This is a genomic window from Paenibacillus lignilyticus, assembly GCF_017942085.1.
GTDB lineage: Bacteria > Bacillota > Bacilli > Paenibacillales > Paenibacillaceae > Paenibacillus_Z > Paenibacillus_Z lignilyticus.
Genome location: NZ_JAGKSP010000006.1, coordinates 79,076 through 93,700, shown reverse-complemented (window position 1 = coordinate 93,700; position 14,625 = coordinate 79,076). Strand labels below are relative to the sequence as shown.

The following is a 14,625-nucleotide window of genomic DNA, read 5'->3' as shown; positions in this document are numbered from 1 at the left end:
ACTGTTCACACACCGGCTTTCAGCAATTACCGGCTCTCTGGAGTGCTTACAGAAACGTACTCGTTCTCGTCAACGAACTGATCGTATAGATTGATTATTACCATTTATACGCGATTCCTAAACAATTGTCAAACCGATCGCAACAAATAATTACACGCCGCGAACGATTTCGCTTGTTAAGCTGGCCGGACCATCCAATGTGTCCCAGCTGTCGTGGCTCAGCAGCTCAAGCTGTGCTTCCACGAGCGTCCGGAATCTGGCGCGATAGATCGAAGCTTGTTTACGCAGCTCCTCCACCTCTAGTGCCACTTTACGGGATTTGCTAAGCGACTCATTAATGATGCGGTCAGCATTCTTCTCGGCTTCTTTGACGATCAGCTGCGCTTCTTTCTTCGCATTGCTTCTCACTTCATCAGCCGCTTCCTGCGCCACAATGATTGTTTTGCTCAGCGTTTCTTCAATGTTGGAGAAATGATTCAGCTTCTCCTGCAAGGATAGTGCTTGATTCTGAATTTCCTTGTTCTCGCGAATGAGCGCCTCATAGTCTTTAATGACTTGATCCAGAAATTCATTTACTTCATCTTCATCGTACCCGCGAAGTCGTCTGCCAAATTCCTTGTTATGTATGTCCAATGGCGTAAGCGGCATTGGCGCACCTCCTGATTGTAGTCGAAGGGGATCAAGCTTAGGCCATCCCCGTCTGGGACTAGCGCCTTAAGCCGTATCCTTCCTGAGTTTACTTCTAATTTCGACAGATGGAGCCATTTTCCTGCAAACGATTAGATAAATTTGCCGATTTTGACCCGAACTCTGCCTTTTTTCGTAATCCCCTCTACAACAAGTACTTTGAAACGGCCAAGCCCCTGCATCGAAACGACGTCGCCTTCCTTTAATGGCGTGGAAGGATCCTCTTCTACTTTCCAATTGACGCGGCATCTTCCGGCTCTGATGGGATCCACGATCTTGGTACGGCTGATGCGATGTACATCGCTGGCAATACCGTCAAGACGCAAAGAAGCCACCGACAAATTCATCTCCTCCATTGCGGAAACCGCCGGCCGCAGCTGATGAAGAGGAAGGATGTCCGTTAGGACATGAACACGGTGGACTTGTCGCAAATGAATATTAATATAATCTGCAATTTCCGATACGACTAAACAATGGCAGCTATCCTCATGGACATGAAGATCACCGATGCGATCACGCTTGATGCCCAGACCCAGAAGTGCGCCTAGGTAATCCCCATGATCCAGCTCCAAATGACCTTGCGTACCGCCGGTCACTTCGATTAAGGCAATCCCCTCGGGCTCACTTTCAAGATCGCGGTAATCGGGTGCTATGATAGCCCTTCTGCGCTCAGCGCCTTCATAGCCGCCTACAAAGCGAAGACCAACATCCGCACGCCGATTCACCAGCGACGCTACGATATCGGCCTGTCTTGGATCGAGAAAATCGGTCACTTTCACTTCGTGACCGAATGCTGCTCGTTCTATCCATTCCGAGGCGCGGTCCACGAAGGGCCGCTCATCCGGATGGAAATGGACATAAATTTCATTTTTCATTAGATAAACATCTCGATGACCGAAATCAGTCCCAAGGCCACGAAACGAAGTGCAAACAGGGCAACGATCGGGGAGATATCAATCACTCCGCCGATATTCGGGATAAATCTGCGGAATGGAGCCAAATACGGCTCAACCAATTTACCCAGCAATTCGCCGATAAAGCTCTCACGCAGGCTCGGCAGCCATGACAACAGCACGTAAGCAATGATCATATACTGATAAATCTGTGATAGGGTTAAGATTAAATTTGCCACGTCCAACTCAAGGTCACCTCATTTTTTTGTAATCTTGCTCATCTGCCAGCATTTCCGTTATTGCGCCTTGAATTTCAACCGAGTCAGGCGTGCAAAGAAAAATATTAGGACCAAGCTTTGAAATGCCGCCGTTCAACGCATAAATCGTACCGCTGAGAAAATCAACGATTCTCACGGCTTGATCCGAACGAACGCGCTGCAGGTTCACAACGACTGAACGACGCGAGCGCAAATGGTCCGCAATATCCTGTGCTTCTTCGTACGAACGGGGTTCGTTCAGAATAACGCGCACATTCTTCTGCGAATGAATACTGACGATATTATTTCCCTTTGCAGGTTGTTTACGTTGCTCAAAGGGAGAAGTTTCATTATCTTGTTCGTCATGATTGTCAATTCGTTCACGCTCTACGACTTCCTCTTCCTCTTGCAGGCCGAGAAAACTCATAAATTTGTTCATCATGCCCGTCGCCCTCTTTCCCTATTAATTTGCATTCCAGGTCTTCGCTTGCTGAAACGCATCCTTAGCTGTGACCAACCAGTACCGTGCCTAATCTTAACCATGTTGCGCCTTCTTCTACAGCAACCTCGAAATCCCCCGACATGCCCATCGACAAACCGTCGACCTGCTTGCTCAATACAGCGCTTCGATTCAGTTCATCACGAAGCTGTCTTAACCCGCGAAATACGGGTCGGGATTGCTCGGCTTCGCCGTCAAGCGGCGCCATCGTCATCAGCCCAACCGGCTCGATATGAGGAAAGGCCACTAACTGCTTGGCGAAAGGGATCAGTTCTTCAGGCTGAAGGCCATGCTTGCTGTCTTCTCCGGATACATTGACCTGAATAAAGCAAGGCACCTTGATATCGAGCTGCGCGGCCTTACGCTCGATTGCCTCCGCTAATGAAAGACGATCCAAGGAATGAATGTATGTAAATTTCCCTATGACTTCTTTAACCTTATTCGTTTGCAGTGACCCAATGAAGTGCCATACAGCTTGTCCGGACGGCGCATGGTCTAAGCTTGCATCCCACCGGCTGCCCGTGATCGCGTTCCACTTCTCTGCGGCATCCTGCCAGCGGTTCTCCCCCATATGAACGAGACCTTGCTGCAGGACCGCTTGCGTCTGCGGTACGCCCACGTACTTCGTTACTGCAATCAGTTCGATCTCCGAACGCCGACGGCCGCTTCTTGCGCATGCTTCCGCCAACCGCCGTTCTACATCTTCAATACGCTGTGATAAAGTCGTCACGCCTTACTTGTCTCCTTCTTTCATGCCGATCCAACTCACCATTCGGCCTGTCGATCCGCCTTCCACTCGGTGAGAGAAGAACAGATTCGTCGCACAACCGGTGCACCACTCTGAACATTCGATACGACTCGGCAAAATTCCTGCTTTTATCATAATCTGTCGGTTCAATTCTTTCAAGTTTATCCGAGCTTTTCCTTCGCTGGTCGGCTCCACCATGTCTGCAGGATTCGCATTCAGGTCAGCGATGAGCGGCAGTACGCGATCCAGCACGACATCGTTTACTTCGTAGCAGCACATCCCGATGGAAGGACCAATTGCCGCTTGGATGGACGCGGCATCGCAGCCGAAGGTCGAAACCATTCGTTCAACGGTCAACCTGGCTATTTCCAGTACGGTCCCTTTCCAGCCGGCATGAGCAAGCGCAATGACTTCACGAACGGGATCGAAGAAATACAGCGGCACACAATCCGCGTAGAAGGAAGTCAGCAATATATTCTTCTGATCGGTCACAAGTGCGTCGGCGTCTGCAATCGAAGAATCACGGCTCGCTCTGCCCTTGCCGCGATCACCCGCTTCTACAATATGGACGTGATTGCCGTGCACCTGCTCCGCACAGGTCCAAGCTTCAAATGGCCAGCCTAGCGTCTCCGCGAGCAGGCCGCGATTGCGTACAACATCATCCGGTGCGTCCCCTACATGGAGGCCGCAATTCAGCGATTGCCAAGGCGCGCCGCTTACGCCGCCTTCCCTTCCGGAGAATCCGACGGTCAGCCCGTCAAACCGCTCTATCCATTGCGGCAATAAAAAAAGCGAAGGGCTCTTCGCTGCATCAACAAGTTTAAACGGTTCCATGCTTCCATCACCTCAACTCCCAGTGTACCACGCTTGGCAGCCTCCTTGCGAGCAGCCTTCCGCTCGCAAGGCTCCTATTAAACGACAGAGCGGTGCGCTTATCGAACCTGCACATCGTCTTCCTCCGTCTTGTACACCTTCGCATCATCAATCCGTACGAGTACGACATCGGTGCCGATCTTCACAATATTTCGCCAAGGGATCACCACGTCTGTGCCACCGCCGAACAAGCCGAAGAAACGGGAATAGTTCGGTACAACGATGGAATCAATGCGTCCCTGCCGCAAATCCAGCTCCAAGTCACTAACCTGCCCCAGCTTGCGTCCATCAACGATATTGATAACATCCTTCGTCTGAAAATCCGAAATTTTCATTAACCGTTCACCACGCTTCCGAAAGAACTGCTCATCACCTTATTATCACTATATGTGCCAAATGGGCAAAATGTCCTGCTTGCCCGTAATAATAGCTGCTCGGTGATAAAGCAAAAAAACGGCGCTGGGCGCCGTTTCACTTTTGGTTAGGTTACGTTTTAACATGCTTCTGCATCTGTTGAATCGCGGATTTCTCGAGCCGGGATACTTGCGCCTGTGAGATGCCGATTTCGTCGGCTACCTCCATTTGCGTTTTCCCTTCGAAGAAACGCATCGACAGAATCATTTTTTCGCGTTCATTTAGTTTGTGCATCGCTTCCCGAAGAGCGATCTCCTCAATCCACGACACGTCTTTGTTTTTGTCATCACTGATTTGGTCCATCACATAGATGGGATCTCCCCCATCATGATAAATCGGTTCGAACAATGATACCGGGTCTTGAATGGCATCGAGCGCAAAAACGACATCCTCCTTCGGAACGTTCAGCGCCTCGGAAATTTCAAAAATCGTCGGCTCCCTTGAGTTTTTGTTCGTTAAGCTGTCCCTTACCTGCAGTGCCTTATACGCGATATCACGCAATGAGCGCGACACGCGAATCGGGTTATTGTCCCTTAAATAACGGCGGATTTCACCGATAATCATCGGAACCGCATAGGTGGAAAACTTAACATTCTGACTGAGATCGAAATTGTCGATTGCTTTCATGAGGCCGATGCAGCCGACTTGGAAGAGATCGTCGACGAATTCCCCGCGGTTGTTAAACCGTTGAATCACACTAAGCACTAGCCTCAAGTTGCCATTGACTAATTTCTCTCTTGCTGCCCACTCATTCTGCGTTTGCAATGCGGTAAATAGCTCCCGCATCTCCGCGTTAGTGAGGACAGGCAGTTTCGCGGTATCCACTCCACAAATCTCGACTTTGTTTCGGGTCAACGTGATTACCTCCCAAGGAGAAACATTAATGTTCAGTATCTCCTTGCCCCCCCAATTTATTCCCCCCTCGCGCAAGAAGAAAGTCATTCTCAGAGCTGACCTGCAATGTAAACGCAAACAAGCCCCCGGATGATTCCGGAGGCTTGAGCATTCCTTTTATTTCGTCACATACAGCGAGTAAATGTTCAGGTCTTTAAGAAGCGCGGTACGCTTCTCGCCTTGCTCGTTAATGTCGATTTTGCCGGTATAGACGGCTTTGCTTTGCTTTAAGTCGGCAATGACAACATCGATTGCATTGGCTTCCTTGGACATCAGATACAGCCGGTCGCCATTGATCATCGAACTTGATACCGTCTGGGCAGGGATTTCGAATTCCTTGATTTCGCGCGTCTTCAGATCATAATGCTTCACAAGGGCCGATTTCTCTTTCTTAAAGATCAGAATAATCGAATCCGCAGTTGCGTTTACCCAATAGTCGGAAATGGATGGAACGATTGCAGGCACAGCCGTCGTTTCTCCGGTCTTCCAATTCAGCGTGAACAGCTCCGACTTCGTGCTTTGCGTAACATCGTTTCCGTCTTTGTCTTTCACGTGTTTCTCCGTCTGCTGTCTAAACACGAGCAGATCGTTAGGAACGTTATACGGCGTTGAATTTTCCAGCGTATATCTTACGAATTGACCATTATCCAGCTTCTTATCAGCGAAAAGGATCTCATCTTTGGCAGTGCTCTTCGCGGTTAAATCCACCGTATACTTATGAATCTCCTGGTCTCCGAAGCTCTGTTCGTTACCTTTGGTCTTTCTATAATTGATAGTGAAGACGTATAGCTTCTGGCCTTCCTGTTGTACGTCCATCACGTAAGCCCAGTTGTATTGCTCATGGTTAGGCACGGCTGCAACGAAGCTTCGTTCGTCGTTTGTTTTCAAATCGAGCGTAGAAACGTTGAACTTAGAATTCCGATCTACGTAACCGCTATTAAAGGAAACATAGGCGAGCGTCTTCTCATCCTGGTAGAACGAGTTCGAACTTCTTTTTGCGCGCATAAAGCCATGATGCTCTTTAAACAGTTGAACCATTTCCTGATTGTAGCTATACCGTTTGGCGATCGAAAACTGCTCGAAATAGGACTCTTCTTGATGATACGTGCTCCCCTTCGAACTTACGACCAGCGGACCGTATCCTTTTGTCGTGCCTTCCAGAACAAGAGATTTCGCCTCATTGTCGTCACCTGAAACGGTCAGCAGTTTGAAGTCCGGGTAGCTCCGCGTGGCTGCAGCCACGTAATAAGTGCCAATGCTCGCAATAATAAAGATGACTAGCAGGATGGAAAACCAATAGCGTTTCATTGTGCAGTAAACCTCCTATACCGATATCTTCTTATTCATTAAGAAGAAGCTGATTGCAAGGGACATGGCGCCGATCAATACGGCGATTGCGAACTCGATAATAAAAATTTCGTTCGGATATAAATAATCGTTCATATCGCGATTCATGATGAGCATCGGCGCAATCATTAGCAGACATGCAGCGCCGATGTAGATTACGCCGGCTGCGATACCTTTCAACCTGTAGCTGCGTTCCAGCAGGATCGCCGTGAACAGAATGATGACGAACAAAGCACCGCTGCCATAGTACAAAACAAATTCCGTAAAGGTACGGGGAACGAGAATTTGCAGAAACGAGTGATTTTGGATGATCGATGTCAACGTTTCGGCGCCCCCTCTCAATTCTTGGTCAATGACCGACGTAAACAATGCGGATTCCAGCGGCAGAATGAGCAGTTGGAAAGCCACTAAGCCGAAAACGAACAGCAGAATAGCGCTTAGCTTGGCCAAATACAAATGTCGTCTTTCCGTTGGCAGCATCAGCAACCGATAAATAAACATGTTCTTGCCCATCCATTCCCTATACCAAATCAGAAACACGTAAAGCGCTATTCCGCCGATGCAAAGCGCGATCGGGGCAAGTATGAATAAGTTGGCTCTGCTCATCATATCGGAAAAAGTCACTACGCCGTTTTCGGCTGCAAACTTTGCGAACGTTGACGTGGTCGGCCCCATTTTATCTTTTACGACCTGCATGTATTTATTGCTCTCGTACAGAATGCCGCCGCCTTGCATGAACAGCGTCATCACAAACAATGTGACATACAGCTTCCAGAAACGAGAAACTTCCATATGAAGCAGCTTCAAAAAACGATTCATCCGTTGTACACCTCTCTCATTACGTCCATTACCGATTTGCCTTCCTGCATGCGCATATCTTCGCAATTGAATTGTCTCATCACGAAACCGTTGTCAAGCAGCACGACCTCGTCGATTAAATGCTCGATATCGTTAATTTCATGCGTCGTAATGATAACGCCTCTGTCTTCCACCAGCTTGCTCGTAAACACGCCTGCGATCTGCTCCCTGCTGAACGCATCGATGCCCGAGAATGGTTCGTCCATGAGCACGTATTCCACATCCAGCGAAAGTCCGTGCAGCAGGTTCAGCTTGGCCGTATTTCCTTTGGAAAGCTCGGAAATCCGGTCTGACCGCTTCAGCTTGAAGAAGACCAGCAATTCCTCTGCGCGCGCCTCGTTCCAGCTGGCGTAGAAATCTTTCATGAACTGCATGCTTGCCCCGACGGTCATATTGGGAGGCATTGTAATATTGTCCGGAACATAAGCGACATGCTCGTAAATATGTTTGCCTACCGGCATTCCGTCAACTTGGATGCTGCCCCCATCAATAGGCGTAAGGCCCATAATGGCTTTAAGCACGGTTGATTTGCCTACCCCGTTAATGCCGATCAAGCACGTAATATTTCCTTTCTTCGCCGTAAACGATACATCTTGAAGCACTTTTCTGCGGCCGTATTTCTTGCGGACCGATTTAAACTCAATCATGCCTGCTCCTCCTTTGCTGCTTGCGAATAGTTTGTTTCTACTTTGCTCTTGACGATGGCGAGCAGCTCCTCGACAGGAACTTGAATCTTAGCTATAGATTGCACAAATGCATCGACCGCATCTGTAATGAGCTCGCTTCGTATTAAGCTTAATATCTGTTCGTCCGTTGTAATGCGGCTTGGGGAATTCCCCTCCGTAACGATCAATCCCTGTTCCTCCATTTCTTTGTAAGCCTTCTGCGCAGTATTCGGATTGATTTTCAGCTTACCTGCTATTTCTCGGCGCGACGGGATGACCTGTCCTTTCTCCAATCGCCCCGTTGCGATCTCTTCCTTAAAGTGCCTGACTACCTGGAGGTAGACAGGGTCGCGGCTATTGAACTTCAATTCCGCGCTGCCTTCGCCAGCTTGCATAAGCTCCAACTCCGTCTTAGTAGTGTGTGTACTACTTAGTTCATACACCTTATACGTGTACTATACCCGTAGTACACTTCCGTGTCAAGTGTCTTGTTTTCGGTAAAATAAAAAGCACTGTCTGCCCCCATTTGGCGAGGGAGAGACCGTGCTTTGATTGATTACTTGCGATTTATTCAAAAGCCGGAATAATCGCGCCTTCGTATTTGTCTTCGATGAATTTCTTCACGTCTGCGGAGTGCAGCGCTTCGGTTAATGCTTTGATCGCATCGGAATCTTTGTTATCCGGACGAGCAACCACAATATTCACATAAGGCGAGTCGTTGCCTTCGATGAAGAGAGCATCCTTCGTTGGAACGAGACCTGCTTCCAGTGCATAGTTCGTGTTGATGAGAGCCAGATCCACTTCATCCAGAACGCGCGGAAGCGTTGCGGCTTCAACTTCTGTGATTTCCAGGTTTTTCGGGTTCTCCGTAATATCATGAACCGTACCTGCCACGCCTACGCCGTCTTTCAGCTTAATGACATTGTTCGCTGCAAGCAAAGCCAGGGCACGGCCGCCATTGGACGGATCATTTGGAATCACGACCTTGGCGCCGTCTTTCAGTTCATCCACGCTTTTCACTTTCTTCGAATAAGCGCCGAACGGCTCAATGTGGACACCGGCTACGTTAACCAGATCATAGCCTTTATCTTTATTGAATTGGTCCAGGTATGGCGTATGTTGGAAGAAGTTGGCATCCAATTGCTTCTCGTACAATTGCGTGTTCGGCTGTACGTAGTCATTGAACTCGACAACCTCTAGGTTGATGCCTTTTTCTTTCAGGGCAGGCTTAATAAATTCGAGAATTTCAGCATGCGGTACAGGAGTAGCGCCAACCTTCAGCGTTACTTCTTGAGGAGCGTTATTGCCATTATTTGCAGCCGTATTGCCTGCGTTCGAATTGTTTGCTTCGTTATTTTTCGCTCCGCAAGCGGACAACGCCACGACGAGCACCAGAAGCAATAGAGCAAAACTTACCTTTTTCATTCTTCATTCCTCCATCTGTATAAAGCTTTCTATGCTGTTCACCTTACTTCCGGCTAAATCGGCGCACCAGATAATCACCGGCCATCTGCAGGATTTGAACCAAAATAATAAGACATGCGACTGTAACAATCATGACGCTGGTCTGGAATCGCTGATACCCGTATCGCAGTGCCAGGTCACCTAGACCGCCGCCTCCGATTACACCTGACATCGCTGTATAGGAAACGAGTGTGACAGCCGTTATTGTAATAGCCGCCAGTAAACCCGGCCTAGCCTCAAGCAGCAGCACACGCCTAACAATGTCCATACGCGATGCCCCCATCGACTGCGCAGCTTCGATAACGCCTCGGTCAACCTCGCGCAGCGAAGTCTCCACTAGTCTGGCGAAGAATGGCGCAGCCGCAATGACGAGTGGCGGGATCGATCCCTGCACGCCGAGCGTTGTACCGGTTATCGCTTTCGTAAGCGGCATGATCATGATCATAAGGATAACGAAAGGGACGGAGCGAAGGATATTCACAACGAGTGACAGTGCCGCGTAAACCAAGCGTTGTTCCAGCAGCTGCCGTCTGGACGTCAGAAATAACACTACCCCCAGAATCAAGCCAAGAATGATGGTAAACAGTAAGGACGCCCCAAGCATGGTTAACGTATCCTTCGTCGCTTTCCAAACTTCCTCCCAGCGGACCTGATGCCAATCGATCTTATTCGATTTCAAGACATTCATTTCAGCTCACCTACTTCAAGCCCTTTACCGCGCAGACTCGCGAGCACTTCGTCAATCTCACGGTCATTGCCGATAAATTCGATCACAAGCTGGCCGTACGGTGTGTTCTTCATCCGTGAAACGGTCCCTTGCAAAATCGTAAATTCCACCGTAGTGGATTTAACTGCATTAAACAATAGCGGCTCATACGTGACTTCGCCGACATAGTTCATCTTCACGAGACGGCCGCTGCGCGTACCGATCAGCTCGCGCGGATCGAAGGAATCCGCAATTTGGCTGACAAAATCCATCGTGATGGCATGCTGGGGTTTGAGGAAAACATCCAGCACATCGCCCATCTCTACGATTTCTCCTCCGTCTATGACAGCAACACGATCGCAAATCGAACGAATGACATGCATCTCATGCGTAATCAGAAGAATCGTAATGCCGAGCTTCTCATTAATATCCAGCAGAAGTGATAGAATCGCATTCGTCGTCTGCGGATCCAGCGCCGAAGTCGCTTCGTCACAGAGAAGGACATCCGGATTGTTGGCAAGCGCTCTGGCAATACCCACACGCTGCTTCTGCCCGCCGGAGAGTTGGGCCGGATATTTATCTGCATGCTGCTCCAAACCTACCAGCTTCAATAGCTCGTCCACTCTCTGCTTGATCGCTGACCTTGATTGCTTAGCCAATTCCAGCGGGAAAGCTATATTATCGCGAACCGTCGCCATAGTGAGCAAATTAAAATGCTGAAAAATCATCCCGATCCGGCGACGCTCCTGCTGCAATTGCGTAGTAGAGAGCTTCGTTAACTCTACATTTCCAACTTTCACGGACCCTGAAGTAGGGCGCTCCAGTAGATTCACGCAGCGCAGCAATGTGCTCTTACCTGCTCCGGAATGACCGATGATGCCGAATATCTCGCCTTTATTTATACTAAGATTAATATTTGTGATTGCGTCCACTTTCGTCTTGCCTGTACGGTATGACTTGCTTATGTCCAAGAGCTCAATCAGCTGTAAAACCTCCTGCCATCCATTGTTGCCGTTATCGCTAGAATACCCTGTTGCATCGTTATCAAACTGATGCCAAGCTTGAAGAACAAATTGCATTATAAACAATTTTTGCCTTCCTTGTCACTGGAATGAGTTTCTAGTTTGGCGCAAAAAGGCCGCAATCCCCGCTGCTACGGGGATTGCGGCCGCTTTGTTCACCAATTAGACCATTTTATTAAACTCTTTGCGCAGCCGTTTAATGATCCGTTTCTCCAGCCTTGAGATATAGGACTGCGAAATACCGAGTAAATCGGCGACATCCTTCTGCGTTTTCTCTTCCCCATCCGCAAGGCCAAAACGCAGCTCCATAATAATCCTTTCGCGTTCGGTCAGCTTATCCAGCGCTTTGTGAAGCAGCTTCCGGTCTACCTGCTCTTCAATATTACGGTAGATCGTATCGTTCTCTGTTCCAAGCACATCGGATAGGAGCAGCTCATTGCCATCCCAGTCGATATTGAGCGGTTCGTCAAACGATACTTCTGTCCGCGTCTTGCTGTTGCGGCGCAAATACATTAATATTTCATTCTCGATACAACGAGATGCGTACGTAGCGAGCTTGATTTTCTTCTCTGGATCAAACGTGTTGACCGCTTTAATGAGCCCGATTGCGCCGATGGACACCAAATCCTCAATATGAATGCCCGTATTCTCAAACTTTCTGGCAATGTACACGACTAAACGAAGATTGCGCTCGATCAGCATTGCACGGATCGCAGAGTCCCCGGATGGCAGCTTTTCGAGCAAATATTCCTCTTCTTCACGTGTGAGCGGGGGTGGCAGCGCTTCGCTCCCGCCGATATAATAAATTTCCTCGCTCTTTAATCCGAATAAAAACAAAACGCGATAATAATATAACTGCAGGATCAATTTCCATTTGACGAGCATGCTGTTCCATCCCTTCCCGAAGAACTGTGTATTGTATCGATCGTGACACTTCGATTTTGAAGAAGTGACGGATGGATGATCGCCTGGTAGGTGCCGTCAGCGACGAGTTTACCGGCGTCTAAACCAATGAGCACTTTCTTGGATTCATAGACTTCACCATCGCGATGGATGATGACAAGATCCGGTTTTATCGCCAGCATGAACTGCGCGCCGCGATTTACTCCACGATATGGCACTAGTCTTAGCCGGTCTCGCCAAATGAAGGGCGTATCATCCGTCATGCTCGCTAAGAGCTTATCGACCTGCGATTCCCGAATTTGGGCAATCCATGAAGCAGGCAGCACATCCTGCCAAACGGCAGCTTCCATAACCATGACCGGCGTTCGGGTCAATGGTTCGTACAGCTGATTTCCCGTGTCAATCAGCCCTGTGCAGCTATGCTCCCTATCCTCGATTCGAACCTTCACCTCCGCGAGATGATTGGTGACCAAATCACGTTCTTTCCGCTGTGTCATCACCGATCGGTAGATATAATAGCCGACGCCAATAAGACTGAAGACAAAGAGCATCGATGGCTTCAGCATGAAATATAATTTCCCATTTACAGTGGCGACGGTATGCCAAAGCTTATTGGAGCTGTTCATGAACAAGTAATGGGCTCCAATTACTGCACCGGCGGCGGCAAAGTTGACGCCGTAAAACGCACCTACATGACGAGCGAAATATTGAACGCTTCCAAATCCGAACGCTATGAGCAGCATGATGATAGACAGCGCAATCTTGATGACGATCGTAAACATGAACGACAACGGCGGAAACACAATCATTACGGCATACAAGCTACCAACACCTGCGGCGAGGAGAACTCGCCACCACTTTGCACGTATACTTCGCACCCAAGCTGTCAGCAGCAAATTCGAGCCGTCTATGAGCAGGTTGACCATGAATAATACGTCGAGATAAACTGCATCCAGTGCATTCACCTTCCTGCCGCACTTCCCTGGTCGCCGTTTCCCTCGTAAAAGCTTAGCGAGGATTTGCGGCTTGTGTCTAGTATAGTTAAATCCTATTACAATGTCTGTCTAAACATGCCGTCAGGAGCGATCTTTTTTTGTCGATGCCGCACAACCCGTTAACGCGAATTTTGCAGCGTTCGGTTAGTGCAAAGGGATGGTTTGCACTCCATGACGCCTTAATAAGTAGCGATTTCCGGCAGCGAAAATAGCAAAAAAGCCGCTTTCCGGTGATCCGGAAAGCGGCTAAAGTCCTTATTAAAGGTAACTAGGTGTTGCGACGATTGCGAAGAAATGCCGGAATATCGAGTTGATCGCTGGATACGTTGCTGCCAAACGGTTTTGGACCCGTGCTTGCAGCTTGCTGGCGCGGTGCCTCGGCGTTCGTCGGTTCCGGTTGTCCGGTTACGGGACGTCGAACTTCAGCTCTGTGACGGTGCTCGAAACCTGTTGCGATAACCGTTACTTTAATCTCTTCTTTCAGGTTCTCGTCGATGCTAGCACCGAAGATCATATTAACGTCCGGATCGGAAGCCGAAATAACGATTTCAGCCGCTTCATTCACTTCATAGAGCGAGAGATTAGCGCCGCCAGTGATGTTCATGATGATACCGCGCGCACCGTCGATGGATGTTTCAAGCAACGGGCTTTGAATGGCTTTGCGGGCTGCATCGGCAGCACGGTTCTCGCCTGTCGCGTTACCGATCCCCATGAGTGCAGATCCGCGTTCCGTCATGATTGTCTTCACGTCAGCGAAGTCAAGGTTAATCAGGCCCGGTACTGCGATTAGATCAGAGATACCTTGTACAGCTTGCTTCAGCACGTTGTCCGCTTCACGGAATGCTTCGAGCATTGGCGTCTTCTTGTCTACGATCTCAAGCAAACGGTCATTCGGAATAACGATCAGCGTATCTACTTTTTCTTTAAGCGCTTCGATACCAAGCTCAGCTTGTCCGGAGCGTTTACGTCCTTCGAATGTAAACGGACGCGTTACAACGCCTACTGTCAGCGCGCCGCATTCGCGAGCGATCTCAGCGATTACGGGAGCAGCACCTGTACCGGTTCCGCCGCCCATACCCGCTGTTACGAATACCATGTCCGCGCCTTTGAGCGTGTTCATGACCGTTTCACGTGATTCTTCAGCTGCTTTTTTACCAACCTCAGGGTTTGCACCTGCACCTAATCCGCGAGTCAGCTTGTCACCGATTTGCAGCTTCTGCTCAGCTTTCGCCATATGCAATGCTTGCGCATCTGTATTCACAGTTATGAATTCTACGCCTCTGACACCATTCTCAATCATTCGGTTTACGGCATTGCTGCCACCACCGCCAACGCCGATGACTTTGATTTGAGCCAGTTGCTCATTTTCGAAATCAAATTCCAACATGCTGTTGTATCCC

18 protein-coding genes and 1 other annotated feature (1 of these 19 running past the window's edge) are annotated in these 14,625 nt (G+C 49.1%); all 18 genes read right to left on the bottom strand.

What is annotated here, in order from left to right; translation table 11 throughout:
* Window positions 1–82: a binding site (T-box leader), on the bottom strand (it extends 219 nt beyond the left edge of the window).
* A gap of 68 nt (window positions 83–150) precedes the next feature.
* The gene (locus I8J30_RS16250; protein WP_091219472.1) at window positions 151–648 is read right to left on the bottom strand and encodes a DivIVA domain-containing protein; all 498 of its coding nucleotides are present in this window, start codon (window positions 646–648) and stop codon (window positions 151–153) included.
* 131 nt (window positions 649–779) lie between these two features.
* A complete protein-coding gene (locus I8J30_RS16245) occupies window positions 780–1,562 on the bottom strand; it encodes a YlmH family RNA-binding protein (protein WP_210659429.1) in 783 nt (260 codons plus the stop codon).
* Window positions 1,562–1,825 carry a YggT family protein gene (locus tag I8J30_RS16240; protein WP_091219480.1) on the bottom strand — a complete coding sequence of 88 codons (264 nt, stop codon included), beginning with the start codon at window positions 1,823–1,825 and terminating at the stop codon, window positions 1,562–1,564. Before I8J30_RS16240 ends, I8J30_RS16245 begins: the two co-directional genes overlap by 1 nt.
* 7 nt (window positions 1,826–1,832) lie before the next feature.
* Window positions 1,833–2,279, bottom strand: a complete 447-nt coding sequence (locus I8J30_RS16235) for a cell division protein SepF (RefSeq protein WP_091219483.1) — start codon at window positions 2,277–2,279, stop codon at window positions 1,833–1,835.
* A 61-nt stretch (window positions 2,280–2,340) separates the two neighbouring features.
* A complete protein-coding gene (locus tag I8J30_RS16230; RefSeq protein ID WP_210659427.1) occupies window positions 2,341–3,066 on the bottom strand; it encodes a YggS family pyridoxal phosphate-dependent enzyme in 726 nt (241 codons plus the stop codon).
* A gap of 3 nt (window positions 3,067–3,069) precedes the next feature.
* On the bottom strand, window positions 3,070–3,918 hold the full coding sequence (pgeF, locus tag I8J30_RS16225; protein ID WP_210659425.1) for a peptidoglycan editing factor PgeF: 849 nt from the start codon (window positions 3,916–3,918) through the stop codon (window positions 3,070–3,072).
* A 98-nt stretch (window positions 3,919–4,016) separates the two neighbouring features.
* Window positions 4,017–4,292, bottom strand: coding sequence for a YlmC/YmxH family sporulation protein (locus I8J30_RS16220; RefSeq protein ID WP_090979788.1), 276 nt, complete (start codon window positions 4,290–4,292; stop codon window positions 4,017–4,019).
* Window positions 4,293–4,443: 151 nt separating this feature from the next.
* Entirely contained in the window at window positions 4,444–5,226 is a 783-nt protein-coding gene (gene sigG, locus I8J30_RS16215; protein ID WP_090573745.1) for an RNA polymerase sporulation sigma factor SigG, read from the bottom strand.
* A gap of 156 nt (window positions 5,227–5,382) precedes the next feature.
* A complete protein-coding gene (locus I8J30_RS16210) occupies window positions 5,383–6,573 on the bottom strand; it encodes a hypothetical protein (protein ID WP_210659423.1) in 1,191 nt (396 codons plus the stop codon).
* A gap of 15 nt (window positions 6,574–6,588) precedes the next feature.
* On the bottom strand, window positions 6,589–7,431 hold the full coding sequence (locus I8J30_RS16205; RefSeq protein ID WP_210659421.1) for a hypothetical protein: 843 nt from the start codon (window positions 7,429–7,431) through the stop codon (window positions 6,589–6,591).
* Entirely contained in the window at window positions 7,428–8,117 is a 690-nt protein-coding gene (locus I8J30_RS16200) for an ABC transporter ATP-binding protein (protein WP_210659419.1), read from the bottom strand. Before I8J30_RS16200 ends, I8J30_RS16205 begins: the two co-directional genes overlap by 4 nt.
* The gene (locus tag I8J30_RS16195) at window positions 8,114–8,530 is read right to left on the bottom strand and encodes a GntR family transcriptional regulator (protein ID WP_091219498.1); all 417 of its coding nucleotides are present in this window, start codon (window positions 8,528–8,530) and stop codon (window positions 8,114–8,116) included. Before I8J30_RS16195 ends, I8J30_RS16200 begins: the two co-directional genes overlap by 4 nt.
* A gap of 172 nt (window positions 8,531–8,702) precedes the next feature.
* On the bottom strand, window positions 8,703–9,560 hold the full coding sequence (locus tag I8J30_RS16190; RefSeq protein ID WP_210659417.1) for a MetQ/NlpA family ABC transporter substrate-binding protein: 858 nt from the start codon (window positions 9,558–9,560) through the stop codon (window positions 8,703–8,705).
* A 43-nt stretch (window positions 9,561–9,603) separates the two neighbouring features.
* Entirely contained in the window at window positions 9,604–10,287 is a 684-nt protein-coding gene (locus I8J30_RS16185; protein WP_210659415.1) for a methionine ABC transporter permease, read from the bottom strand.
* The gene (locus I8J30_RS16180) at window positions 10,284–11,288 is read right to left on the bottom strand and encodes a methionine ABC transporter ATP-binding protein (RefSeq protein WP_210660018.1); all 1,005 of its coding nucleotides are present in this window, start codon (window positions 11,286–11,288) and stop codon (window positions 10,284–10,286) included. Before I8J30_RS16180 ends, I8J30_RS16185 begins: the two co-directional genes overlap by 4 nt.
* A gap of 201 nt (window positions 11,289–11,489) precedes the next feature.
* Complete coding sequence (gene sigE / locus I8J30_RS16175) at window positions 11,490–12,212, bottom strand: RNA polymerase sporulation sigma factor SigE (protein WP_090638315.1); 723 nt, start codon at window positions 12,210–12,212, stop codon at window positions 11,490–11,492.
* Entirely contained in the window at window positions 12,191–13,195 is a 1,005-nt protein-coding gene (spoIIGA, locus tag I8J30_RS16170; protein WP_210659413.1) for a sigma-E processing peptidase SpoIIGA, read from the bottom strand. The genes sigE and spoIIGA overlap by 22 nt, the downstream gene beginning before the upstream one ends.
* Before the next feature lie 298 nt (window positions 13,196–13,493).
* Window positions 13,494–14,612, bottom strand: a complete 1,119-nt coding sequence (ftsZ, locus tag I8J30_RS16165) for a cell division protein FtsZ (protein WP_210659411.1) — start codon at window positions 14,610–14,612, stop codon at window positions 13,494–13,496.
* Window positions 14,613–14,625: the final 13 nt, after the last annotated feature.

Bases quoted from the DNA above. Each gene is read 5' to 3' on its own strand.
- I8J30_RS16250 (WP_091219472.1), bottom strand. From the start codon at position 648: ATGCCGCTTACGCCATTGGACATACATAACAAGGAATTTGGCAGACGA.
- I8J30_RS16245 (WP_210659429.1), bottom strand. From the start codon at position 1,562: ATGAAAAATGAAATTTATGTCCATTTCCATCCGGATGAGCGGCCCTTC.
- I8J30_RS16235 (WP_091219483.1), bottom strand. From the start codon at position 2,279: ATGATGAACAAATTTATGAGTTTTCTCGGCCTGCAAGAGGAAGAGGAA.
- pgeF (WP_210659425.1), bottom strand. From the start codon at position 3,918: ATGGAACCGTTTAAACTTGTTGATGCAGCGAAGAGCCCTTCGCTTTTT.
- I8J30_RS16220 (WP_090979788.1), bottom strand. From the start codon at position 4,292: ATGAAAATTTCGGATTTTCAGACGAAGGATGTTATCAATATCGTTGAT.
- I8J30_RS16210 (WP_210659423.1), bottom strand. From the start codon at position 6,573: ATGAAACGCTATTGGTTTTCCATCCTGCTAGTCATCTTTATTATTGCG.
- I8J30_RS16205 (WP_210659421.1), bottom strand. From the start codon at position 7,431: ATGAATCGTTTTTTGAAGCTGCTTCATATGGAAGTTTCTCGTTTCTGG.
- I8J30_RS16200 (WP_210659419.1), bottom strand. From the start codon at position 8,117: ATGATTGAGTTTAAATCGGTCCGCAAGAAATACGGCCGCAGAAAAGTG.
- I8J30_RS16195 (WP_091219498.1), bottom strand. From the start codon at position 8,530: ATGCAAGCTGGCGAAGGCAGCGCGGAATTGAAGTTCAATAGCCGCGAC.
- I8J30_RS16190 (WP_210659417.1), bottom strand. From the start codon at position 9,560: ATGAAAAAGGTAAGTTTTGCTCTATTGCTTCTGGTGCTCGTCGTGGCG.
- I8J30_RS16185 (WP_210659415.1), bottom strand. From the start codon at position 10,287: ATGAATGTCTTGAAATCGAATAAGATCGATTGGCATCAGGTCCGCTGG.
- sigE (WP_090638315.1), bottom strand. From the start codon at position 12,212: ATGCTCGTCAAATGGAAATTGATCCTGCAGTTATATTATTATCGCGTT.
- ftsZ (WP_210659411.1), bottom strand. From the start codon at position 14,612: ATGTTGGAATTTGATTTCGAAAATGAGCAACTGGCTCAAATCAAAGTC.